The following is a 25041-nucleotide window of genomic DNA, read 5'->3' as shown; positions in this document are numbered from 1 at the left end:
CAACCGCCGCCCCGCACCCCCGCCCCGCACCCCGTCGTCGTGCCCCCGGCCGTCCCGCCGGTGATCGCCAGCCCGGTGGCCCACCCCGGACCGCCCGCCGCGCCCACGAGTCGTGCCCCGGTGACCCGGGCCGCCGCCCGGACCCCGGAGCCGGTCACCGTGCACGTGCACATCGGCCGCATCGAGGTACGCCTCACCGGCGACCGACGGACGACGACCGCCGTGCCCGCCGGCACCCCGACCGCCGCCACGACCCCCACCGTCGCTCCGGGGCCGGCTCCGGAGCTGGAGTCGTACCTGCGCGGGTCGGGGGCGACGCGATGAGCACCGGGTACGCCCTGGCCGCCGTCACCGCCGTGCTGCGCGGGCAGCTGATGGCCTACCTGCGGGCCACCGGCGCCTCGTCGGCGGTCGGTGGGGTCTCCGTCTCCGCCGGCCCACCGGACCGGGTGACCGTCGGCAACCAGGAGGGCAACCAGGTCAACCTGTTCCTCAGCCGGGTGACCCGGAACCCGACCTGGGCCAACCTCGGGCCGCCCCCGCGCAGCACCGGTGGGGACGACGTCGCCGCGCCGCCGCTCGGCGTCGACCTGCACTACGTGGCCAGCGTCTACGGCCACGACCCGTTGACCGGGGAGATCCTGCTCGGCCACCTGCTGGCGATGCTGCACGAGACGCCGGTGCTGACCCGGGCGGCGATCCGCCGGTCGCTCGCCCCCGACCCGCCCGACCCGACGCTGCCCGCCGCGGTGGCCGACTCCCGCCTCGCCGAGCAGGTCGAACTGCTCCGGGTCAGCGTCACCAACAGCCCCGGCGGGGAGGAGAGCTTCCGGCTCTGGTCGGCGTTCAGCGCGCCGTACCGCAGCAGTGTCTTCTTCGACGTGTCGGTGGTGCTGATCGACCCGTTGCGCGGTGCCCGGGAGCCGCTGCCGGTCCGCGCGGTCACCGCCGGCACCATCGACGTCGACGGCCCCGAGGTCGACCAGGTCCGCGCCGACGGGCCGACCGGCACCCCGGTCACGGCGGGCGCGACCCTGGTGGTGACCGGCCGCAACCTGGCCGGGCCGGACGTCCGGGTCCGGATCGGGACGGCCTCGGCCAGCCCGGTCACCGCCTCGGCCGGCGAGCTGCGGGTGCCGTTGTCCGCCTTCGACCGACCCGTCGTGGCCGGCATCCGTGGTCTGGTCGTCACCCACGCGGTGGCGCTGGGCGACCCACCCACACCCCGGCCGGCGATCAGCTCCGACGCGGTGCCGGTCAGCTACCGCCCGACGATCACCGTCGCCCCCGGCGACGTGGTGGTCGGGTCCAGCCGGACGGTCGACGGGGTGGTGCTGCGCACCGGGACGGTCACCGTCGACGTCGTCCCGGAGGTCGAGGCCGGTCAGCAGGTGACCCTCGGTCTGACCGGGGCGGGTGGCACGGTGCTCGCCGCGCCGGCCGACAACGGGGTGCCGTCCGGTGGGCCGCGTACCGGGCGGATCGGCTTCGCCTTCCGGGACCTGCCCGCCGGCACCTACCTGGCCCGGTTGCGGGTGGACGGGGTGGACAGTCCGCTGCACGCCGACCCGACCGGCCGGTACGACGGCCCCGCCGTGGTGCTGTGATGCCCGCCCCGCGCCCGGCCGCCCGCTGGCCCGGCCCACCACCGGTCGCCGGGCACGACGACGGGCTGGCCGCCGAGGTGGAGCGGATCCACCTGCTCCTCAAGGGCGAACCGGCACCGGACGGCCCGGCCGACGCCTCGACGCTGCGCCGGATCGCCGCCGGGTTCGGGCTGACCGCCTTCGAACGCGACGTGCTGGTCGCCTCGGTCGCCGGGGAGCTGGGCCTACTGGACCGGCCAGCCACCTTCGCCTGGTGCCTGGACGCCCTGCCCGGCGGGCACTGGGACGCCCTCGCCGCCGACCGTCCGCTGCGCGCGGCCCGGCTGGTGGAGCTGGGCGAGGGACCGCTGCCGCACGCTCCGCTGCGGGCCGACGAGCGGATCCTGCACGAGCTGCGCGGCGTCGGGCGGCTCGACGAACGGTTACGGCCCTACCTGGTGGAGCTGCCCCCGCCGCCGACCGTCCTGCCGGCCAGCCGTCGCCGGGCCGCACGGCAGCTCTGCGCCGCGTGGCAGGCCGGCCGTCGCCCGCTGCGGGTCTGCGGGCCCGACCACGCCGACCGGGTCGACGTGCTGGCGGCGGCCTGCGCGACGGTGGGCCGGGCCGGGCACCGGGTGACCGCCACCGACCTGCCCCGCGCGGTGACCGACCGGGACGCCTTCGCCCGGCTGTGGAACCGGGAGGTGGTGCTCGCCGACCCGGTGCTGGTCGTCGAGCTGACCGGCGACGAGCCACCCGAGGCGAGCGCCGCCGTGGCGCAGCTCATGGCCCGGCTCGTCGGCGACGTGGTGGTCTGCACCTCCCGCGCGGTCGCCCTCGACGGGGTGGCCCCCGGGCCGACGGTGGACCGGCCGACCCGGGCCGAGCAGCGGGCGCTCTGGCGGAAGCTGCTGCCGGGCCGCGCCGAAGCAGCCGCCGCCCTCCTGGCCCGGGAGTTCGACCTGGGACACCGGGAGATCCTCGACTCCGCCACCCCCGCCGTCCCCGGCCCGACCGTCGACCCGGCGGCGCTGGCCCGGGGCCTGGTCCGTGAACGGGTCCGCCGGGACCTGGACGGGTTGGCCGAACGGATCGACGTACGGGCCGGTTGGGACGACCTGGTGCTGCCCGCCGCCGCTCTGGCCCAGCTGCGTCAGCTGACCGCCGCCGCGGCCGGCCGGACGCTCCTGGCCGAGCAGGGCTTCGCCGGTCGGACCGGCCGGGGCCTCGGGGTGGCCGCGCTGTTCGCCGGGCCCAGCGGCACCGGCAAGACCCTCGCCGCCGAGGTGGTCGCCGGTGTGCTCGGGCTGGACCTGCACCGGGTCGACCTGGCGACCGTGGTGAGCAAGTGGATCGGCGAGACCGAGAAGCAGCTACGGCGGATCTTCGACGCCGCCGAACGCGGCGGCACCGTGTTGCTGTTCGACGAGGCCGACGCCCTGTTCGGCCGCCGTTCGGAGGTACGCGACAGCCACGACCGGTACGCCAACATCGAGGTGTCGTACCTGCTGCAACGGATGGAGCAGTACCGGGGCGTGGCGGTGCTGACCACCAACATGCGGACCGCCATCGACCCGGCGTTCCTGCGCCGGCTGCGGGTGGTGGTCCCGTTCGGGCACCCCGGTCCCGCCGAGCGGGCCGGCCTGTGGCGGCGGGCCTTCCCTCCCGCGATCGCCACCACCGACCTGGACCTGCCCCGCCTCGCCGCGCTGGACCTCACCGGTGGGGACATCCACACCGTCGCGCTGCGCGCCGCCCTGGTCGCCGCCGGGGAGGGCGACCCGGTCGGGATGCGGCACGTGCTCGACGCGGTCGCCGCCGAGTACGCCAAGCACGACCGGCCCGCCGACCCCGGGCTGTGGTCATGAACATCGAGGTCACCACCATCGAGGTCGACATCCGCCGGCTGGTCCTCACCGGCGTCGACGTGCCGGTCGACGCCACCCTCGCGGCCGAGGTGGGCGCCCGGCTGAGCCGGCTGCTGGCCGACCGTGGCCTGCCGTCGGCCGGTGCACCGGCCGGCGACCCACCGGCCACCGATGATCTGCCGACCGCGCTGGCCGAGACGATCTGGGCCCGGCTGGGTCTGCCGGGGGTGGGCCGATGACCACCTCCGACCCGGCCACCGGCGCGGGAGCCGCCCGGGAGACGCCCGCCCACCGGGCTCCCCCACCGACGACGCAACCCGCACCGGGCCGCGACGACGCCCTCGCCACGCTGACCCGCGAACTGGTCGACCGGTACGCCCCGGCGCTGGGCCTACGGCCGGACGCCGTGCGGGTACGCCTCGGCGCGGCGGGTCGACGGGCCGCCATCCACGGCGCGCACGGGCTGCTCGCCGACGGCGCGGTGCACCTGGCCCCGGGCTTCGACCCGTCCCGGGCGGCCGGGCGGGCCCTGCTGGTGCACGAGTTGGGGCACCTGGCGCAGGCGGGAGGCGGCACGGCGTACCCGGGGCAGCGGGCGACCGACCCGGAGGCCGAGGCGCGGGCGCTGGCCGACGCCGCCTCGGCCGGGCGGGCACTGTGGACGCCGGTGGCGTGGTTGCCGGCCGGTGCGGTCGCCGCCGACACCGGTGCGGTCGCCACCCCGCCCCGCCCGGCCAGCCCGCCGGCCCCCGACCGGGCACCGGCCGACGAGGCCGGGACCGGGCCGGTGGAGGCGGAGCTGGGCGCGCTGGTGGACCGCCGGTACCGGGCGGAACGGGCCCGCATGATCGACCTGCTCGACGGCCTCTGGGTCTCCGGCGACGACGTGCGGGGCTGCCTGCGGATCCTGGACACCCTGCCGTTCGTGGTCGCCCGCAGCCTGGTGCACAGCCTGCCTGCGCCCCGGCGCACCGACCTGGCCGGCAACCTCGACGACGACCACCACCGGGCCTATCCGCGTGCCGCGCTGGCCGCCCTCGGCGGACAGACCCCCTACCTGCTACGGGTGCTCGAAGCCGACAACGTGCACGGGTTGCGCACCGAGGGGCTCGACCCGGTGCAGCGACGCATCGCGCTGCACGTGCTGCGGGCCCTGCGGACCAGCGTGTTGCGGGAGCTGCTGGGCGGTGACCGCAAGGCACACTTCCGGGCGTTGCTGGCCGAACGTCCCCCGTCGGGCAGCGACGCCGCCGACCTGCGCGAGCAGATCACCGCGCTGGACGGCGCGGAGACCGACGACGCCCGGCTCGACCGGGACACCGACCTGGGTACCCGGTTGCGCCGGGTGGAACGGCTGATCGGCGAACGCCAGGCCGTCGAGGCGTTGCGCCTGCTGACCGACCTGGCCCCCGCCCCGCCCACCGCCGGCACCCCGCCCACCGGCACCCCGGCCGGCACCGGGTCGGCCGACGCCGGGCCGCCCGAGCCGGGGCCGAGACTGCGGCACGCGGTACGCCAGCTCGACGACAGCGGCCACCTGGACACCCTGCTCGACCAACTGCCGTGGGAGGAGCGGCGGGTCGACGCGCCGCTCGGCCCCCGGCTGCTGGTCGTCCTCGCCGCCCGCCCGGAACACCGGAACCTGGCCCGGGTGGAGGGGCTGCTGTCGTACGGGGTGTTCGACTGGGCGATCCGCGACCACGAGGCCCGCTTCGCGTACCTGCTGCTGCGCAGCCTCCCGCTGGCCGCCCAGGACCGGTGGCGGCGGCTGGACCAGGGCAGCTGGTTCGACCGGTTGGAGGAGAACATCCCGGCCGGGGACGTGCTCGGTGGCGGTTACACCGGCGTGGGCACCCTCGCCGAGCCGTGGGACCGCCGTCGGCGCAGCGCCGGGCAGGTCGACGCCGAGCGGCTCGTCGCCGACATCCACCGGGTCGTGCAGGGTGGCCTGGACGGGGTCAACGCCGTCGAGCTGGTCCGCCGGTTGATCGGCTACGACCGGCCGACCGGCGCGACCGCCGACCCGGGCCCGCGGGGTCGGGAGGCGTTGCGGACCGCCGTGCACCGGTTGGACGCGCTGCGGGACCTGGACCGCATCCTCGCCGCCCTGCCGGACGCGTACCTGACCCACGAGACGTGGCGGGCCGAACTGCTCGACCTGCTCGCCCTGCGCGACCCGGCGCACCTGGAGCGGCAGGCCCGCAGCCTGCTCGCGACCGGGCTGACCGACTGGGCGGTCAACCCCCGGGAGGCGTGGCTGGCGTTCCAGCTGGTGCGGAACCTGCCGGTCGCCGACCAGGCCCGGCTGGCCGCCGACGACCCGGACCGGTGGGCCCGGATGCAGTCCGGGATGACCCCGCAGATGCGGGCCTCCCTCGCCGCCACCGCGATCTCCGGTCCCCGCCGCGTGGAGGCCCGCGACCAGCTGCGGGACCGGTTGCGCGACGACCGGCTCTGGCGCGCCGGGCGGGCCACCGAACTGCGGTCGCTGATCATCCAGTCGTACGCGCTGGACGACCGGCGGTGGGTGTTCCTGCGCTCCCGCGAGGTCCGCGCGGACCTGCTGCCCGACCTGGCGACGCTGGTGGCGCAGCTGCGGCTCTACCACGCCACCCGCCGACCCTCGTTCGACCCGGAGTCGTTGCGCACCGACGGACTGCCGACCGTGGTGGGTGACCTGGCCCGGCTGGTCGCGGTGGGGCTGAAGCTGCTCTTCCTCAGCCGCACCGGGTTGAGCCTGTTCACCGACGAGGTCACCGTCGACGAGTTCGACCTGCACGACGCCCAGTGGATCAGCGGCGACCTGGGCGGCGCCCGGCTGCGCGACACCGACCGGGAGCGCACCAACCGGCTCTCGCTGTCGGTGGACGCCCGGCAGGGGGTGCTGCGGATCCGGCTGCCCCGGCTGGAACTCGACGGGTTCCACCGCACCTTCACCGGCAGTTCGCTGCGGACCGGCCGGGTCACCCTGACCGACCTGGACATCGTCGCCTCGTTCTCCGACCGGGGCTACGACCGGCCGGTCGGCGCGCAGGCCGGGATGGGCGCGCTGAGCGTCTCCGACGTGGTGTACGCCAGCGACGGGCTGCCCGGCGGGCTGCTCGGGCTGAGCCGGTTCGGCCTGTCCACGCTGGCCTTCCGGGCCGGGGCGACCGGGCAGGAGAACGTCACCGAGCCGGGCCGGCACGGCTGGGTCGGCATCCCGATCATCGACCCGCTGATCCATCTGCTGCACCACGTCATCTCGTTCTACGGTGGGCTGCCGTTCCTGTCCAAGATCAGCGACGCGCTGCTGGCCCCGTACACGGCCGGAGCGCCGTTCCTGGCCCAGCAGTTCACCTCGTTGACCGCCGGGGAGATCTTCACCCCGCTGGCCAACTCGACGATCGGGCTGCTCACCGACGGGGTGTTCCGCCCGCCTCGGGGGGTCGGCGACCGGGTCACCGACGCGGTGGAGATGATGCACTCGCTGAGTGTCAGCTTCGCCAGCGCCACCGCCGAGGGGCTCTCCTTCGCCGGCCTGCAACAGATCGGCCGGATCGAGGTGGGTCGCACCCTGATCGGCGTGGCCAACAGCCTGCCGGCCCGGTTGCGCGCCGAACAGGAGTCGCTGCGGCTGCGGCTCGGCACCGCCGACGGGACGCAGCGCACCGCCCTCCAGGAGCGGCTGAGCGCCGTCGGCACCCAGCTCGCCGCGCTGGAGCCGGCGGAGCGGGAGCTGCACCGGCTGGAGGCCCGGCACCGCTGGCACGCCGAGTCGCTGTCCGAGGCCGAACGCCGCCGGCTGGTCGAACTCTCCGACCAGCTGCGCCAGTCCGTCGGCGGCGCGATCGACATCGGCGGCATCCGGGTGACCGGGCTGACCGGCGGGGTCGAGGCCGCCGGGGTGGAGATCGACCCGATCCACGCCGAAGGTTCGACGCCGTCGCGGTCCGGCGAGTACCTGCCCGACGACGAGCTGATCACCCGGTTCCGCCGCGACCGGGCCCCGGTCGACGCCGCGACGACGGCCCGGGGCAGCACCGGGTCGGCCACCTTCGCCGGGGTACGCCTGCTGCCCGGCGCGGCCGGCCAGCCGGCGCTGCGGATCACCGCGGATAGCCTGCCCACCCGCGCCGACGTCACCGCGCAGCTCGCCGCGCTGCCCGCCGAGCCCCGCGGGGCGGACCGGCGGGCCGAGCTGACCCGCTGGCTGACCGACCTGGACCGGTTGCGGGAGCTGGAGTCGCTGGCCGCCGAGCCGGTCGACCCCGTCGGCCGGTACCTGCCGGGGCACCGCACCCGGGCCCAGGAACAGGAGTTGCAGCTGCTCCGGGAGCGGGCCGGCCGGTACTTCGGTGTCACCGTCGGCGGGCTGACCGTCGCCGGACTCGGCGTCACCATGGACCCGGCCACCCTCGGGGTGGAGCTGCGGTTGGCCGAGCTGACCGCCACCGACGTCCGGGCCGGGGCCACCACCGTGGAGCGGTTGGCGGCGTCCCGGCTGCGGGTGCGCGCCGACCTCGACACCGTCGGCGGTGGTCCGCTCCCCGCCGAGCTGGCCGGCCCGGCCGCCGCCGCGGGGTTGCCGGTCGGCCGGACCGCCGTCCGTTTCGGCGTCGGTGAGCTGGCGGTGACCGGGTTCTCCGGGCCGGGCGTCGAGGCCCGGCGGATCGCCTTCACCGCGCCCACCCGGGCCGACGGCACGCCCGGCGAGGCGATCCACGGCCGGGTGCTGCCCGTCGGTGACGACCTGCGCCTGCCCGACCTGGTGGTGGAGCAGACCGAGCTGACCGGGCTGACCATGAACTCCCCCGGCCGCAGCCTCTATTCCCGGGGCAGCACCCGGATCGGTCGGATGAGCCTCGACGTCCAGGTCCGCACCGGCGTGACCGGCACCGGCCGGCAGGTCCGCAGCGCGCTGGTCCGCAACCTGGTCATCGACCGCATCGACGCCGACCGGATCGGCATGGACGTCACCGACCCGGCACCCGGCATGAGCGTCGAGGTGGTCTCCGGCGCGTTGATCGGGGTGCGGCTGCGCGACCTCGACGTGGACCTCACCGGCGAGGAGCTGACCTACCGCGGGCGGTTGACCGTCGGCCAGCTCGACCGGCTCCGGTTCAGCGTGATCTCCCGTGCGGTGCAGGGCGGCCCGACCACGATCACCGGCACCGTGGGTGGCCGGGCGGCGGGCCCGAACGCCGCCTCGGTCACCGTGGACCTGATCCGGGCCGGGCCGCACCAGGTCGACCCGGTGACCGGCCGGATCGTCAGCGACCCCACCGACAGCCAGCGGATCCAGCTCGACGGGTTGACCCTCACCGACACCACCCTGCGGACCCCGGACGGCGCGGTCACCGTACGCCGGGCCGGGCTGGGTGGGCGGCTGGTCACCGAGCGGGCCGGCGGGCTGCGCTTCGAGGACGTCGGCCCGGCCCGGATCGAGCTGGGCGCGATCGACTGGCGGGCCGGGGACGGCCGGATCGTCTCCCGTGGACCGACCGTGCTGGACGGGCTGACCGTCAGCGGTCGGTGGGACAGCGCGCCGGAGCAGCGCGACGCCGCCGGTCGGGTCGTCCCGGCCACCGCCGCGCTGCACGTGCAGCGGCTGCACATCGCCCGGGTCACCGGCCGGGACCTGCGCTACCGCGACGGGGTCCTCGACGTCGGTCTGGGCCGGGCCGAACCGACCCCGGCGGGTGAGCCGGACCTGCCGCCGTTGGAGATCCTCGACGTGGACCTGCGCGGCCTGCGCTGGTCGGCGGCGGCGGGGCTGACCGCCGGGCGGCTCACCACCGGGGCCACCCGGGTGGAGATCGCCGGCCGGATCGACGCCGCGCTGCACGTCGACGGCGCGTTGTGGGCCGCCCAGCTCACCCTCGCCTTCGGCCGGGGTGGCCGGATCCAGGCGCGGGTGGTCGGCGGTGAGGGTCACCTCGGCGTCGGTCCCCGGCCGGGCGAACACGACCAGCACGTCAGCATCCAGGGGCTGGACACCGGCGTGGTCAGCGTCGGCCCGGACCACATCGAGATCGGCCCGGACGGGCAGCCGGGGCTGCACCTGGCGACCATCTCGGTGGACGCACTGAACTGGCAGGGCGCGGCGCTCGGCCTGCGGATCCCCCCGGGCGCGGGGGCGATCAGCCTGCTCGGCATCACGGCGCGGGCCCGGGTCGACCTGTACCCGGCCGGCACGCCCGGCGGCCGGTTCCGCCGGTTGCTGCTGCGGGAGCTGGTGGTGCAGCAGACCCGGGCCAGCGGGCTGCTGGTGGATCTGCACGACGGCACCACCATCCGGCTCAACCCGGACATCGAGGCGGTGCTCGGTGAGTTGCGGCTGGTGCCCGCCGCCGGTCAGGACGGCTTCCTGGTGGAGGCGACCCGGACGGCGGAGGGAATGCGGATCCTCGGCGGCCTGCGGATCGGGGCGATCGAGGCGGCCCGGGTCGGCTTCGACATCGGCACGTTCCTGGCCGGCGGCACGGCCGACTTCGCCGCCGGTGGGCTCAGCGTCGACTTCCTCGACCACGGTGGGCTGCGGCTGCACCTGGCGCAGCCCACGCTGACCGCGATCAGCGCCCAGGTCACCGCCGACCCGCGTCGGCAACTGCTGTTCCTCGGGGCGTCAACCGGCCGCCCCGAGTACGGGCTGCGGTTCACCTCGATCGGCTACGAGCAGGACCCGGCCGGGCCGGACGGCACGGCGGCCCCCGGCCGGCGGATCGCCGTACGCGGTGGTGAGGTCACCGGGCTGAGTTTCACCGACAGCGGGCTCGGGTTGTACCTCTTCGTCGAGCAGGGGCTGCTCGGCGACCTCACCCACGACCTGACCAGCGGCTCGGGTGAACTGCCGTCGCTGGACATCCGCAACGCCCGGTTCGTGCTGGATCTGGCCACCATGCTCGGCGGCGGCTCCCCGATCGCGGCCCCGCCGCCCGCCCGGACCACCAGCGCGCAGCGGCGGGCCGCCCTGGCCGGGAAGTGGGACGCCCTGGTACGGGTGCTGGACGCCTACCGCATCGGTGAGGTGCTGGACAGCCTCAACGGGCACATCGACTTCGACGTGACCCACGACGGGTTCCTCTGGGGCGAGCGCAGCTGGGAGGTGCGGCTGGCGTTGCGCGACGGGGCGGTCGACTACCGCCGGCTGACCGGTGCGCTGCCGTGGTGGACCCCGGGCCGGTTCGTGGTCGAGGGCGACGACCTGGTCTACCGGGTGCACCTGCCCAGTTTCGCGGCGGAGGGTGCTCCCCCGCCGGACAACGACGTCGACCTCCTGCGGTGGCAACTCGACACCGGCGAGGTCAGCCAGGCCCGCACCGCGCACCTGGTACGCCTCAACCGGCTGCTGCGACCGACCACGGCCTCCCGCGACGACCTGCTGCACACCGTCGCCGACGTGCAGAGTGACGAGCCGTCGACCGGCCCGCCCGGTCTGCTGGCGATCGGCAACGTCGACGTGGACCTGTCGATCAACAACCCCCGGGAGATCACCCTGCCGCTGGGCGGCAGCAACGAGGTCGTGCTGGCCCCCGACGCGCTGGTGCACCTCGCTGTCGGCGGCGGGGTGCGGCGGGCCGCCGGTGGCGGCGGTCGACCGGGCCGGCTGCGGCCGGTCTCGCTGCAGAGCGCCACCGTGGCCCGGGTGAACCTGCTCTTCGACGGTCTCGGCCTGTCCACCGGCCAGATCCGGATCACCGACCTGACCGACTGCACGGTCGACTTCAGCGGGTTGGACCCGCTGCTGATGCAGGGCCGGATCACCCGGGCCGTGGCGGAGCGGATCCGCTGGCGGCGTCCCACCTCTGGAGGCACCCCGTGACCAGTCCCCTCAGCCCCCGGTTGCTCCGCGCCGGCCTGGTCGTGCTCGACCCGGACAGCGGGCGCAGCCGGCGGGTGATCACTCTCCAGTACAACCCGGACTCGTTGACCCGGGGCTTCCAGCTCAAGACCGCCGGGGCGGAGGGCGGGGCCCGGGGTGAGGCGTTGCGGATCACCGGTCCACCGGTGCAGACGCTCACCCTGGAGGCCGACCTCGACGCCGCCGACCAGCTCACCGACCCGGAGGCGGTCGAGTTGGGGCTGACCGCCCAGTTGGCCGCGCTGGAATCGCTGGCCTACCCCAGCCTGGCCGCGGTGCAGGACGCCGCGGCGCTGCTGGCCGCCGGCACCCTGGAGGTGGTGCCGCCCCCGGCGCCACTGGTGCTGCTGGCCTTCGGACGACGCCGGCTCTGGCCGGTACGGATCACCGAGCTGACCATCACCGAGGAGGCGTTCGACCCGATGCTGAACCCGATCCGCGCCAAGATCCGACTGGGTCTGCGGGTGCTGACCGTCAACGACGTGGGCACCGACGGCCGGGCCGGTGGCCTGGCCATGGCCGCCCACCAGCAGCTCGAACAGCTCGCCGGCCGGGCACGCGGCGGACGGCTGGCCGACCTCGGCATCGACCGGCTGCCGTGACCGGGCCGACCGACACCGACCCGGCCCTGGTCGCCGCGCGGAGCCGGGTCGCCGAGACCCTCTTCGCCGCCACCGGCACGGGTGGCGTGGGCCTGCCGACACCGGGGGCCGTCACCCCGGACAGCCGGTACGCCACGGTGGGCACCACGGTCACCGTCGACCCGGAGACCGGCGAGGAGATCGTGCACCTGCGTCGCCGGTTCGTGCCACCCGCCGAGCGGCTCGCCACCGCCGGCTGGGAGCCGGTCGCCGACGGGGACCGGGTGGACCTGCTGGCCGGTCGGACGGTCGGCGACCCCACCGCGTTCTGGCAGCTCTGCGACGCCAACGGCGTCTTCGACCCGACCGAGTTGGCGCAGCCGGGCCGGGTGGTCCGGGTCGCCCTGCCCGAGGGATTCCCGGGAGGGTCCGATGCCTAGCGGGGTGCGGTTGCAGGTGCTGATCGGGCCGTTGACCTTCCGGCCGGCCCCGATGGAGCTGGTGGGGGCGGTGCAGGAGGCGCAGGTCACCCAGAACGCCGGCCAGCGCTCGGGTTTCCAACTGCGTCTCGCGCTGGGCCGGGGTTCGCTGGTGGAGCGGATGCTCGCCGACGGCAGCCTCGACCCGCCGACCCGGGTGTTGCTGGTGCTGCACCTCGACGGGCGTCCGCAGGTGCTCTCCGACGGGGTGGTCACCCGGCACGACGTGGCCCGCAGCAACGACGCGGGCGCGTCGACGCTCACCCTCACCGGGGTGGACGTCAGCCAGATGATGGACCTGATCGACCTGTCGGACCTGCCGATGCCGATGCCGGCCGAGGCCCGGGTGCTGACCCTGCTCGCCCCGTTCGCCGCGTACGGGGTGGTGCCGATGGTGGTGCCCAGCGTGCTGGTGTTCGCGCCGAACCCGGTGCAGCGCATCCCGGCGGTACGCGGCACCACCTTCGCGTACGTGTCGCAGTTGGCCGACGAGGTGGGCTACACGTTCTATGTGGAGCCGGGGCCCACCCCGGGGATGAACACCGCCTACTGGGGGCCGGAGGTCCGCACCGGTCAGCCCCAACCGGTGTTGACGGTCAACGCCGACGCCGGCGCCAACGTGGAGTCGCTGTCGTTCTCGTTCGACGGGACGCAGAAGACCGTCTACCTGCTCACCGCGTTCCCGGAGCAGGTACGGGTGCCGATTCCGCTGCCGGTGCCGGACGTCAGCCCGCTCAACCCGCCGCTCGGCCGCAAGATCCCGATTCCGCTGTCGTACCGGCGGATGAACATCGGGCGGTCCAACCCCAGCGGGACCGACGACGCCACCGCCCGGATGGACGTGGTGCAGACCCTCGCCCGCGGCCTGGCCCGGGCCGCCCAGTCGGCGAACGTGATCAGCGGGTCCGGTTCGCTGGACGTGCTGCGCTACGGCCGGCTGCTGCGCTGCCGGCGGCTGGTCGGGGTCCGCGGCGCCGGCCGGGCCTACGACGGCGAGTACGTGGTGCGCAGCGTCACCACCACCGTCAAGGCGGGCGAAGTCAAGCAGCGGTTCACCCTCGGCCGCAACGCCCAGATCTCCAGTTCCGGAAGGGCACAACCATGACGACGAGGTATTACGGCAAGTATCGCGGCACGGTGGTCAACCACCTCGACCCGTTGCAGCAGGGCCGCATCCAGGTGACCGTTCCGGACGTCACGCTCCCCCCGTCGAGCTGGGCGATGCCCTGCTTCCCGCTGGCCGGCATCCAGGCGGGCATGTTCGCCGTGCCGTTGCCGGGCACCGGGGTGTGGGTGGAGTTCGAGCAGGGCGACGCCGACCATCCGATCTGGACCGGCTGCTGGTACGGCTCCAAGGCGGAGATCCCGGCGCTGGTGTCGTCCGCCCCGCCACCCACCCCGCCGATCGTGCTGCAGACCCCCGGCCAGGCCACCCTGATGATCTCCGACGCCCCCGGCCCGACCGGCGGCATCCTGCTCAAGACCCTGACCGGGGCGATGATCTCGATCAACGACACCGGGATCATCATCTCCAACGGCAAGGGTGCCTCGATCACCCTGGTCGGGCCGACGGTGGCGGTCAACCAGACCGCGTTGACGGTGACCTGATGCCCGGCCCGGTGCTGCACGTCGGCGCGGTGCTGTCCTGCCCGCACACCGGCCCGGTCACCCCGCAGACCGGCAACTCGCGGGTGCTGGTCAACGGCCTGCCGGTGGTCACCGCCACCGACGCGTACCCGGTCACCGGGTGCCCCTTCCAGGTGCCGGTGGGCGCGGGCACCAAACCGCAGCCCTGCGTCCAGGTCCAGTGGACCACCCCGGCGGCCCGGGTCCTGGTCAACGGGCAACCGGCCGTGCTCGCCACCAGCGTGGGGGTCGGGGTGAGCGCGGAGGGCATCCCGCAGGGGCCGCCGACGGTGGCCGGCTTCCAGGTCCGGGCGGTGGCGTCATGACGTACCCGGCGTTTCCGTGGCGGCCGGACAACCGGGGCCGCTCCGGCGTGGCCGGCCCGGACCGGCACATCGCCGACCTGGTGGAGGCGGTGCTGTTCACCGCGCCCGGCGAACGGGTCAACCGGCCGGACTTCGGCGCCGGCCTCGGCCAACTGCTCTTCGCCCCGGTCGACGACGCGGTGGTGGGCACCGCCGAGTTGCAGGCCCGCAGCGCGTTGCAGCGCTGGCTCGGCGAGCTGATCGAGGTCGACGACGTTCGTGTCGACCTGGCCGAGGCGGCGGTACGGGTGCACGTCGGATACCGGCTGCGCGCCACCGGCCGACCGGCGCAGGTCTCGGTGGAGAGGGGCGACGGATGAGCGTGCGGTGCGACGACGACGCGCGGCGGGCCGAGGTGGCCCGGCCCGGCAGCGCGTTCAACGGCATCGACTGGGTCGAGGTGGACGCCGCCGACCAGCGGCTGCTGCACGTCGGTTTCCTGCACCCGCTGCCCGGTCAACCCGGTGGGGTGCCCGCCGGGACGACGCTTTCGGTCGGGAACGTGCTGGTCGACGGCGGGGTCCGGATCACCGGGGTCCGGGTGCTCAGCGTCACCGCCGCAGGCGCGGAGCTGACCGTCCGGGTGGACCGGGCCGGTGACTTCTCCCCCTACACCCTGCGGTTGGTGCGGTCGGCGGTGGACGACCGGGTGCCGCCCGGTTTCGACCCGGTGCTGTCGGCGCAGGAGTTCTCCTTCAAGGCCAACTGCCCCAGCGATCTGGACCCGGCGCCGGCCGCCCCGACCGTGGTGCCGCCGCCGACCACCGCGCCGGCCGACTACCTGGCCAAGGACTACGCCGGTTTCCGGCGGCTGATGCTCGACCGGCTCGCCACCCTGCCCGGTGGGGCCGAACGCCACCCGGCCGACCCGCTGATCACGGTGGTGGAGGCGTTGGCGCACGTCGCCGACCGGTTGTCCTACCGGCAGGACGCCGCCGGCACCGAGGCGTACCTGGGCACCGCCCGCAGCCGGATCTCGGTACGCCGGCACGCCCGGCTGCTGGACTACGCGGTGCACGACGGCTGCGCGGCCCGCGCCTGGCTCAGCGTCCGGGTGACCGCCGGTTCGGACGTGGAGAGCCGGGGGGTGCCCGCCGGTACCCCGGTGCTCGCCGCCGACCGGGCCACCCCGGCGGCCCGGCCCGCCGACGCGGCGGCGCTGCTGGCCGGCGGCGCGACCGGCTTCGAGACGCTGACCCCGCTCGCCCCCCGGGCCGCCCGCAACGAGATCGCCCTGTACGTGTGGGGCGGCCGGGACTGCGGCCTGCCCGTCGGCGCGACCCGGGCCACCCTGGTCGACCTGCCGGCGACCGGTCTGGCCGCCGGCGACCTGCTGCTGCTGGAGGAGGTGCTCTCCCCGCAGACCGGGCGACGCGCCGACGCGGACCCCACCCACCGGCAGGTGGTCCGGCTGGTCTCGGCACGCCCCACCACCGACCCGGTGACCGGGGTGGCCGTGCGGGAGGTCGAGTGGAGCGCCGCCGACCGGCTGGCCTTCCCGCTGACCGTCACCGCCTCCGTCGCCGGCACGGGCACCGACCACCTGGTGACCTGCGCGGTGGCCCGGGCCAACCTGGTGGCCGTCCAGCACGCCATCGCGGTGTCCGGGCAGCTCCCGGCCGCCGCCGAGCACCGGTGGCGGCCGGTGCTGACCGCCGAACCGGTGGCCGCGGCCGTGCCGTTCCCGACCGACACCCCGGCCAGTCAGGCCCTCGACCAGGACCCGCGCGCCGCGGTGCCGCTGATCCGGTTGGAGACCACCGAGGGCAGTTGGCGGCCCCGCCGCGACCTGCTCAACGCCGACCGCTTCGACCAGGGCTTCGTCCCGGAACGCGAACGTGACGGGCGGGTGAGCCTGCGGTTCGGCGACGACGTGTCGGGGCGGCGGCCACCGGCCGGCACGGTCTTCCAGGTCGCCTGGTGGCGCGGCGGCGGCGCGGCCGGCAACCTCGGCCACGACGCGCTGACCACCCTGGTCACCGACCGGGTCGGGCTGCTCGCCGCGACCAATCCGCTGCCCGCCGTCGGTGGCACCGACCCGGAGGACATCGAGCACGCCCGGCAGCACGCCCCGGTCGCCTTCGCCACCCAGGAGCGGGCGGTCACCACCGCCGACTGGGTGGCGGCGGCGCTGCGGCTGCCCGAGGTGGCCAACGCCACCGCCCGGGTCCGCTGGACGGGGTCCTGGTGGACGGTCTTCCTCACCCTCGACCTGACCGGCGGGCAGCGGCTGACCGACGAACCGGAGCTGGCCCACCGGTTGGTCGGGCGGCTCGACCGGTTCCGCATCGCCGGCTACGACCTGCAACTGCGCGACCCGGTCGACCTGCCGGTGGAGCTGCGGCTGTGGGTGTGCGTCACCCCCGGCGCGTTCCGGTCCGACGTCCGCCGGGCCCTGCTGGACCTCTTCTCCGCCCGCGACCTGCCGGGTGGGGCGCGGGGCTTCTTCCACCCCGACCGGTTCAGCTTCGGCACCGCGCTCCACGTCAGCCAACTGCTGGCCGCCGCGGTCACCGTCCCCGGGGTCACCGACGTACGGGTGACCGAGCTGCACCCGGTGGGGGTGGCGCCCGGCGGGGAGCTGACCGACCGGGTGCTGCGGGCCGGCGACACCGAGGTGATCCGCCTCGACAACGATCCCAGCGTGCCGGAGCACGGCATCCTGCACCTCGACCTGGTGGGTGGACTGTGACGACACGAGTGGGCCGGGAGCCGAACCCGCCCGGCCGCCGCGACATCGCGTACCGGCTGGGCCGACAGGCGGACTTCGCCGCCGACCTGGTGGCCCGGCTGGGTGCCCGGCCGGAGCTGGCCGGGCTGACCACCCGGGAGGTCGACGACCCGGCCGTGGCGCTGCTGCACGCCTGGGCGACCACCCTGGACGTGCTCGCCTTCTATCAGGAGCGGATCGCCAACGAGGGTTTCCTCGGCACCGCCACCGAACGCGGTTCGGTGCTGATGCTGGCCCGCGCGATCGGTTACGAGCTGCGCCCCGGGGTGGCCGCCACCACCTGGCTGTCGTTCACCGTCACCGCCACCCCGGGCGCCCCGGACGGGGTGCCGATCCCGGTGGGCAGCCAGGCGCAGAGCGTGCCCGGCCCCGGCGAGCTGCCGCAGGTCTTCGAGACGGTGACGCCGCTGCTGGCCCGGCCGGAGCTGAACGCGGTGGGGCTGCGGGTCACCGCACCCCGCGCGCCCCGTCCGGGCGACGCCACCCTGTACCTGGCCGGCGCCGACACCGTCCTCACTCCGGGCAGCGCGCTGCTGGTGCTCGGCCCGGACTGGTGCGACGTCCGCCGGGTGCGCACGGCCACCGCGGTGCTGCCGGCGGCGGCCACCGCGCTGGACGGGGGTGCGGTGGTGCCGGCGTACACGGTGGTCGGGTTGGACGCGGCGGTGACCGCCCAGCCGCTCGGCGCGGAGCTGCGCCAGTCGGGACGGGACGTGCAGGTGCACCTGTTGGCGCAGCGGGCCGCGCTCTTCGGACACCAGGCGCAGCCGTGGTCGGCGCTGCCGGTGGCGCTGCGGGTCGGCGAACTGAACCCGGGCACCAACCAGGTGCTGCCGGGCGTGTACGCCACCCGCAAGGACAGCTGGGTGGACGCCCCGCTGGGCAGGGAGGAGCGGGCGCTGCACCTGGACCAGTCGTACCCGTCGATCGTGGCCGGGTCGTGGCTGGTGCTGGAGACCGCCGGGGTGCCGCAGGTACGCCGGGTCGACGCGGTGACGGAACAGCCGGTGGCCGACTTCGGCATCGCCGCCCGCACCACCCGGGTCACCGTAGCCGGCGGCGACTCGAACGCCTTCTCCCGGCGTACCACCACCGTGCTCGGCGACAGCCGGCTGCTGCCGCCGGCCGCAGCGCCGCTGACCACCCCGCTGGCCGCCACGGCGACCCTGGAGCTGGCCCGGCCGACGCCGGGGCTGGAGCCGGGCCGACCGCTGGTGCTCACCGGTGTCGACCCGGCCGGCGGGCCGGTCTGCGAGGTGGTGACCGTGCTGCGGGTCCGGGACGCGACCACTGTCGACCTGACGGCGAACGTGGCGCAGCGCTACCGGCGCGACAGCGTCCGGGTGCTGGGCAACGTGACGTCGGCGACCCACGGTGAGAGCCGGGCCGAGGTGCTCGGGGGCGGCGACGCGCGGCGGGCGTTCCCGCGGTTCACCCTGCGGCACGTGCCGCTGACCCAGGTGCCCGCCGCGACCGCGAGCGGCTCCCGGACGACCCTGGCGATCTGGGTGGACGGGGTGCGCTGGCAGGAGGTGCCGGCGCTGCTCGGGCAGGCCCCCACCGCCCGGGTCTACACCGTCCGCCGGGCCGACGACGGCACCGTCACGGTCACCTTCGGCGACGGCCTGACCGGGGCACGGCTGCCCACCGGGCAGGACAACGTGGTGGCCACCTACCGCAGCGGCATCGGGCGGCTGGCCGACCTGGCGCCCGGCCGGTTGACGATTGCGCTGTCGAGGCCGCTGGGCCTGATGGAGGTGGTCAACCCGGTGCCCGCCGCCGGGGCCGACGACCCGGAGGGGGTGGACCGGGCCCGCCGCAACGCGCCGTTGGCGGTCCGGACCCTGGGCCGGGTCGTCTCGCTGGACGACTACGCCGACTTCGCCCGCGCCTTCGCCGGGATCGGCAAGGCCCGCGCGGACCTGGTCTGGGACGACGCCCGGCAGCTCGTCCTGCTCACTGTCGCCGGCCCGGACGGGGCAGAGATCCCGCAGAGCGCGCCGGTGCGCGCCGATCTGCTGCGCGCCCTGGATGCCGCCCGGCAGGCGACGGTGCCGGTGCGCATCCTCGGCCACCACCGTCGCCGGGTGGCGGTGACCGCCCGGCTGCTGCTGGCCCCCGGGCACCGGTTCGCGCTGGTCTCGTCCGCCGCCCGCGCGGCGTTGGTGACCGGGTTGAGCTTCGACGCCCGCGACTACGCCCGGCCGGTCCGCGCCAGCGAGGTGCAGGCGTTGCTGCACGGGGTGCCCGGCGTCGCGGCGGTGGTGCTGGAGCTGCTGTACGACGCCGAGCAACCGCCGGGCCGGTTCGACGTGATCACCGCCGCCCCCGCCCGCCGGGTCGGCGACCTGCTGTTCCCCGCCGACCTGCTCACCGTGGACACCGCTGACGTCACCCTGCTGGAGGCATCGTGAGGGCCGAGGAGATCTGGGGCCTGCTGCCGGCCGCCCTGCGCAGCCAGGACGAGGCGGCCGGTGGACTGCTGCACGCGCTGGTGGAGGTGATGGCCGAGCAGGCCGGCGCACTCGGCGACGACGTGGACCAGCTCACCGACGACTGGTTCGTGGAGACCTGCGCCGAGTGGGTGGTGCCCTACCTGGGTGAGCTGGTGGGCGCGGGTCAGCTGCATCCGCTGTCGGACGGCACCGGCCTGTCCGACCGGGCCCGGGTCGCCGACACCATCCGGTTCCGGCGACGCAAGGGCACCGCCGCCGCGCTGGAGGAGTTGACCCGGGCCAACACCGGCTGGAGCGCCGCGGTCGTCGAGTTCTTCGAACGGCTGGTGGTCACCCAGCACGTCAACCACGTCCGGTCCGCGCCGGCCACCGCACAGCTGCGGGCCGCCGCGCCGTTGGAGCTGGTCGGCGGCCCGTTCGAGACGGTCTGCCGGACGGTGGACGTGCGGGCGATGGACGCCGGTGCGGGCCGCCCCAACATCGGGCACATCGGCCTGTACGTGTGGCCGCTGCCGTCGTACCGGCTGGACCGGGCTACCGCCGCGCCGGCCGTGGTGCCGGCGGACGGTCGGTGGTGGATCGACCCGGTGGGGGTGGGCCGACAGCTGACCGGGCCGACGGTGACCGAGCCGGATGTCGACCACCGGGCCGACGAGGCGAACGTCCCCGGCCCGTTGCGCCGTCGGCCGCTGCGCGACGAGTTGGTGGCGCTCGCCTCCGACGCCCCGCCCCCGCCCGAGCAGCGGCGCTGGTTCCGCGACGACGACCCGTCGTTCGTGGTGTGGATCCAGTCGACCCCGACCGACGAGCTGCGGCCGGTCCCGCTGGACCTGTTGCGGATCTGCGACCTGGCCGGATGGGAGCTGCCGACCGGCAGTGTGGTGCGGGTCGACCCGGTGCGTGGCCGGGTCACCGTCGCCGCCGGGCGGCCGGTGCACCGCCTCGCGGTCTCCTGGTGGTACGCGTTCAGCGCCGACGTCGGTGCCGGCCCGTACCCGCGCCGGGGTGATCTGGGCGCGGCGGACGGCCCGGTGGACTGGCAGCTCGCGGTGAGCGTGACCGAGCCGCCGCGCGCCGGGGAGGTGGTCGCCTCGCTCGGTGAGGCGGTGACCGCCTGGCACGACTTCCAGGCCGCGCATCCGAGCAGCACCGGCCGGATCGTGGTGCTGGACAGCCACCGTTACCGGGAGAACCTGTCGGTGCGGGTGGGGCAGGGCAGCCGGTTGAGCGTGCTGGCCGCGCAGTGGCCCCGGCCGGCGGACCGGCCCCGCCGGCAGACCGACCTCGACCCGGTCGGGGTGCGTCCCTGCGTGCTCGGCGGGGTGACCGTCACCGGCGTCGGCACCGGGGACCGCCCGGGTGAGCTGGTCGTCGACGGGCTGCTGGTCGCCGGGGCGGTGACCGTCGCCGCACCCGGTGCCGGCGGGCCGGGCCTGGGCCTGGTGGAGTTGCGGCACTGCACGGTCGGTCCGGCGGCGACCGGGCTCACCGTCATCGCCGGCAACGACCGGACCCGGGTGGTGGTGCACCGTTGCGTGACCGGCGCGCTGACCACCACCGACGGCCCGCTGGCCGTGACGGACACGCTGGTGCACGGCCCGGTCGCCGCCGGGGACGCGGCGGCGGAGCTGGCCGGGGTGACGGTGCTGGGCAGCACCACGGCGCGGGTGCTGACCGCCACCGACTGCCTGTTCGACCAGCCGGTGACGGTGGCCCGCCGGCAGCAGGGGTACGTCCGGTTCAGCTACCTGCGCCCTGGCTCGGTCACCCCGCGCCGCTACCGCTGCCAACCGGATCTCGCCGAGCAGGCCCATCCCGGCGACCCGGACGTGGCGACCCGGGTCGGCCCGGCGTGGGCGAGCACCCGGTACGGCGACGCCACCTATGGCCGGCTCGCCGCCACCGCCGCCGCCGAGCTGCGTACCGGTGCGGAGTCCGGTGCCGAGCTGGGCGCGTTCCGCCGCGCTCTCACCCCGCAACGTCTCCACAATCTCACCCTCGCGCTGGCGGAGTACCTGCCGCTGGGGCGGGTGGCCGCTGCCCTGCCCGTCCTGCCGACCGGAGGAACCACACCATGAAGGGCGACATCAGCCGCGTCACGTTCGACCAGCGGCGGCACGCGACGAGCGTCCGCAAGCAGCAGGGTCGGGTCGATCTGGACGCGGACTGGAACGAACAGCAGGACATCCAGGCCCACCTGCGGGCCACCGCGCTGACCGACGTGGTCGGCGCGGTCGGTGCGCCGCTGGTCGGCGGGGCGTTCGCGGTGACCGGTGGGGCGGATCTGAAGCTGTCGGCCGGCCGCTACTACCTCGACGGGGTGCTCTGCGAGAACGACTCCCCGGTCTCCGTGTTCGGTCAGCCCGACCTGCCGGCGGCCGGCCCGTTCGTCCGTAGGCTCGACGGCAGCTGGCTGGCCGCCGGCACCCCGGCGCCACCCGGGGTGTACGCCGCCTGGCTCCAGGTGTGGTCGCAGCACGTGACCGCGATCGAGGACCCGGCGCTGCGGGAGGTCGCCCTCGGCGGCCCGGACACCACCACCCGGCTGCGTACGGTGTGGCAGGTGCGGTTGTTGCAGGCTGGGCCGCTCAACACCCCGGTCGGTTGCGCGGACACCCCACCCGGCTGGGCGGAGCTGACCGCCGCCTCCACCGGCACCCTCGCGGTACGCGCCGACCCGACGGGCAGCTCCGGCGGGGACTGTGTGATCCCGACCGGGTCGCCGTACACCGGGTTGGACAACCAGTTCTACCGGGTGGAGATCCTGACCGGCGGGGCGCCCGGCGTCGCCGGTTTCGTCTGGTCCCGGGACAACGCCGCCACGGTGGCGACCTGGGAGAGCATCGACGTCGACGTGCTGACCGTGAAGGTGCCCGGACGCGACGGCAGCGCCGGCTTCACCAACGGCTCCTGGGTGGAGCTGACCGACGACGGCCGGGAGCTCAACGGCCTGCCCGGCACGTTGGTGCAGGTCGACCGGGTGGAGGGCGACCGGATCGTGATCCGGCCGGGCACCGCCACCGGCAGCCTCGACCGGGCGGACTTCCCGTCCCGCCCCCGGGTCCGGCGTTGGGACGGCCGGGGCACCGTGCCGGCCGGCGGCGTCGAGCTGGACCTGGAACTCGGCATCAAGATCCGGTTCTCGGCGGCGGGCAGCTTCCGCACCGGCGACTGGTGGTCGTTCCCGGCCCGGTCGGCGCTGCACGACGTGCAGTGGCCCCGGGTCGGCACCACGCCGGTGGCGCAGACCCCGCACGGACCGCGTCGGTCGCACGGCCGGGTCGGCATCGTCAGCTGGGACGGCACCCAGTGGAGTGTGCTGCGCGACTGCCGGCCGGTGTTCGCCCCGCTGACCGGGCAGGCCACCCTGAGCCTGCTCGGCGGGGACGGCCAGGAGGCGGTGCCGGTGCCGGCCAACCCGGCGGCCCTGGTGCCGCTCGGGCACGACCTGGTCGCCGGGGTGGCGATGGGCGGCCAGCCGGTCGCCAAGGCCCGGGTCCGGTTCACCGTCACCGGGGGCGTCGGCCGGGTCCTGTCCGGTGCGGTCACCGCCAGCACCGTCACGGTGGAGACCGGCACCGACGGCCGGGCCCGCTGCGGCTGGCAGCTCGACTCGGCCGCCGCCACCCAGGAGGTCACCGCCCAACTCCTCGACGAGGCCGGCCAGCCGACCCACCTGCCGTTGACCTTCACCGCCGGGCTGTCCCGCGCCGACCGGGTGTCGTACGACCCGACCGGGCGGCCGTCGCTGGCCGGGGCGACCACCGTGCAGGCCGCCATCAACCAGCTCGCGGCGACCGCCACCGGTGGGTGGGCGACCATCATCATCCGGCCCGGCATCGACTGGGTGCAGGCGCTCAACACGCTGCCTGCCGGGGACGTGCTGGTCTGCTTCGCCCCCGGCCTCTACACCAGCACCGTCCCGGTCACCTTCACCGGCCGGGCCAACATCCGGCTGCTGGGCAGCGGGCCGGCCAGCCGGATCCGGGTGCAGAGCCAGGAGTTCGCGCTGATGTTCGTCAACTGCGGCACCGTATCGGTGGCCCACCTGGCGGTGGAGACCCCCGGCCCGGCCGGCGCCGAGGGGCGGCTCGGCCCGGTGTCGGCCGTCAACTGCGCCGAGGTGACGATCGAGCACTGTCAGCTGACCGGGGTGGCCGGCGCGTCGCCGCAGAGCACCTGCCTGACCGTCCGCAACGACCAGGGCACGCCGCCCGGCAAGGTCCGGGTGCTCGACTCGGACTTCCTCATCGGCCACGGCCAGCAGGGGGTGCTGCTGGTGAACCCGGATCACGCGGTGATCACCCGGTGCCGGTTCTCCTGCCCGCCCCGGCCGGCGTCGCTGACCCTGGCCGAGCTGGTCAAGGACGAGAAGTTCCGCAGTCAGCTGGCCACCCAGTTGGTGGGTCGACTCGCCCTGGACCGTGCCGAACGGCTGGAACTCGGCGACTGGAACACCGTGATCCGGGTCGGCCGGTGGGGGGTGCGGCTGAACTCGATGGTCCCGCAGAGCGAGTGGAAGACCCTGACCGCCGTACGTCCACCCACCGTCGAGGACCTGCGCAGTGGCGGGACCGCGCAGGCGTACGTGCTGCGGCTGGCGGACCTGGCCACCGAGGACCCGGCGCAGTTGCCCACGTACAAGCGGCAGCTCACCTCGCTCAAGGGGCGGCTCGGTCAGAACGCGGGGCGGATCTTCGACACCGAGGAGGGCCGCAAGACACTGCGCGACTATCTGATCGGCGAGGGCATGGAGGTCGGGCCGGCCGACGGCATCGCCCGCGACCGCCGGGACGTGGCCCTGCCGGCGCCCGGCGCGAGCCTACGCTTCGACTCGGCGTTGAGTCAGGGCGCCTGGGAGGCGGCGGTGGCCGCGTCGCCGCCGTCGAGCCCGGTGCAGACCCCGTCGGCGGCGGCCAAGCATCTGCGCAGCGTCGCCGACCGGATCCTGGTGGAGCCGGCCTTCGGCGAGAAGTACGCCGGTGGCTACCGGCGGGACCTGACCACCGCGGCGGAGGTCTCCGTGGGTGCCTGCGCGGTGGTGATCGGCGGGGGTACGGCGGTCGGTGACGTCGAGGTCTCCGACTGCCGCTTCGACCAGGTCGCCGAGGGGATCCACATCGGGGTCTCCTACCACAAGGGACCGCCGATCCAGGGGCGCACCATCCGGGTGACCGGCAACGACATCCACCTCTACCAGGCGTGGTGGCGCACCCCGAGCACGATCCGCGGGATCAAGATCGGCAGCATCCGGCACGTGTTCGTCTCCGACAACCGGATCTCGGTGGCCGCCGGGGCGGGCGTCGGCATCTGGGCCTTCGCCGCCGGTGGCCCGATCATGGCGATCCGCGACAACCTCGTACAGAACTGCGAGCCGGCGATCCTGTGCAACCCGTCCTGGAGTGGGGCGCCGACGAAGCGGCTGTGGTCGGTCACCGACAACGTCTCGTCGAACGGCTCGATCCAGGTGGGCGGGGGTGCACGCAGCTCCGGCAACGTCAGTTGA

15 protein-coding genes are annotated in these 25041 nt (G+C 75.3%); all 15 read left to right on the top strand.

The window, feature by feature from the left end; all coding sequences use genetic code 11:
* Positions 1–39 precede the first annotated feature (39 nt).
* The 15 genes from ACQP1S_RS15110 to ACQP1S_RS15040 are packed head-to-tail and all read left to right on the top strand — an operon-like array spanning position 40 to position 25041.
* Entirely contained in the window at positions 40–324 is a 285-nt protein-coding gene (locus ACQP1S_RS15110) for a hypothetical protein (protein WP_432907189.1), read from the top strand.
* Complete coding sequence (locus tag ACQP1S_RS15105; RefSeq protein WP_432907187.1) at positions 321–1607, top strand: DUF4255 domain-containing protein; 1287 nt, start codon at positions 321–323, stop codon at positions 1605–1607. The genes ACQP1S_RS15110 and ACQP1S_RS15105 overlap by 4 nt, the downstream gene beginning before the upstream one ends.
* Positions 1607–3454, top strand: a complete 1848-nt coding sequence (locus ACQP1S_RS15100) for an ATP-binding protein (RefSeq protein WP_432907185.1) — start codon at positions 1607–1609, stop codon at positions 3452–3454. Before ACQP1S_RS15105 ends, ACQP1S_RS15100 begins: the two co-directional genes overlap by 1 nt.
* Positions 3451–3693 (top strand): hypothetical protein, encoded by a 243-nt coding sequence (locus ACQP1S_RS15095; protein ID WP_363673124.1) that lies wholly within the window; start codon positions 3451–3453, stop codon positions 3691–3693. Before ACQP1S_RS15100 ends, ACQP1S_RS15095 begins: the two co-directional genes overlap by 4 nt.
* Positions 3690–11258, top strand: a complete 7569-nt coding sequence (locus ACQP1S_RS15090) for an eCIS core domain-containing protein (RefSeq protein ID WP_432907184.1) — start codon at positions 3690–3692, stop codon at positions 11256–11258. The genes ACQP1S_RS15095 and ACQP1S_RS15090 overlap by 4 nt, the downstream gene beginning before the upstream one ends.
* On the top strand, positions 11255–11899 hold the full coding sequence (locus ACQP1S_RS15085; protein WP_208566086.1) for a hypothetical protein: 645 nt from the start codon (positions 11255–11257) through the stop codon (positions 11897–11899). Before ACQP1S_RS15090 ends, ACQP1S_RS15085 begins: the two co-directional genes overlap by 4 nt.
* Entirely contained in the window at positions 11896–12318 is a 423-nt protein-coding gene (locus tag ACQP1S_RS15080; RefSeq protein ID WP_432907182.1) for a hypothetical protein, read from the top strand. The genes ACQP1S_RS15085 and ACQP1S_RS15080 overlap by 4 nt, the downstream gene beginning before the upstream one ends.
* Positions 12311–13462, top strand: a complete 1152-nt coding sequence (locus ACQP1S_RS15075; protein ID WP_091239895.1) for a hypothetical protein — start codon at positions 12311–12313, stop codon at positions 13460–13462. The genes ACQP1S_RS15080 and ACQP1S_RS15075 overlap by 8 nt, the downstream gene beginning before the upstream one ends.
* Positions 13459–13965, top strand: a complete 507-nt coding sequence (locus ACQP1S_RS15070) for a phage baseplate assembly protein V (RefSeq protein WP_067303923.1) — start codon at positions 13459–13461, stop codon at positions 13963–13965. Before ACQP1S_RS15075 ends, ACQP1S_RS15070 begins: the two co-directional genes overlap by 4 nt.
* Entirely contained in the window at positions 13965–14309 is a 345-nt protein-coding gene (locus ACQP1S_RS15065; RefSeq protein ID WP_363673132.1) for a hypothetical protein, read from the top strand. The genes ACQP1S_RS15070 and ACQP1S_RS15065 overlap by 1 nt, the downstream gene beginning before the upstream one ends.
* A complete protein-coding gene (locus tag ACQP1S_RS15060) occupies positions 14306–14668 on the top strand; it encodes a GPW/gp25 family protein (RefSeq protein WP_091239882.1) in 363 nt (120 codons plus the stop codon). Before ACQP1S_RS15065 ends, ACQP1S_RS15060 begins: the two co-directional genes overlap by 4 nt.
* On the top strand, positions 14665–17040 hold the full coding sequence (locus ACQP1S_RS15055; RefSeq protein WP_432907180.1) for a baseplate J/gp47 family protein: 2376 nt from the start codon (positions 14665–14667) through the stop codon (positions 17038–17040). Before ACQP1S_RS15060 ends, ACQP1S_RS15055 begins: the two co-directional genes overlap by 4 nt.
* On the top strand, positions 17037–19493 hold the full coding sequence (locus ACQP1S_RS15050; RefSeq protein WP_432907178.1) for a putative baseplate assembly protein: 2457 nt from the start codon (positions 17037–17039) through the stop codon (positions 19491–19493). Before ACQP1S_RS15055 ends, ACQP1S_RS15050 begins: the two co-directional genes overlap by 4 nt.
* Positions 19490–21613 carry a hypothetical protein gene (locus ACQP1S_RS15045; RefSeq protein ID WP_432907177.1) on the top strand — a complete coding sequence of 708 codons (2124 nt, stop codon included), beginning with the start codon at positions 19490–19492 and terminating at the stop codon, positions 21611–21613. The genes ACQP1S_RS15050 and ACQP1S_RS15045 overlap by 4 nt, the downstream gene beginning before the upstream one ends.
* Complete coding sequence (locus ACQP1S_RS15040) at positions 21610–25041, top strand: DUF6519 domain-containing protein (protein ID WP_432907175.1); 3432 nt, start codon at positions 21610–21612, stop codon at positions 25039–25041. The genes ACQP1S_RS15045 and ACQP1S_RS15040 overlap by 4 nt, the downstream gene beginning before the upstream one ends.

Source organism: Micromonospora matsumotoense (assembly GCF_050951065.1).
Classification (GTDB): Bacteria; Actinomycetota; Actinomycetes; order Mycobacteriales; family Micromonosporaceae; genus Micromonospora; species Micromonospora matsumotoensis.
This window is presented reverse-complemented; position numbering and strand designations above follow the sequence as displayed.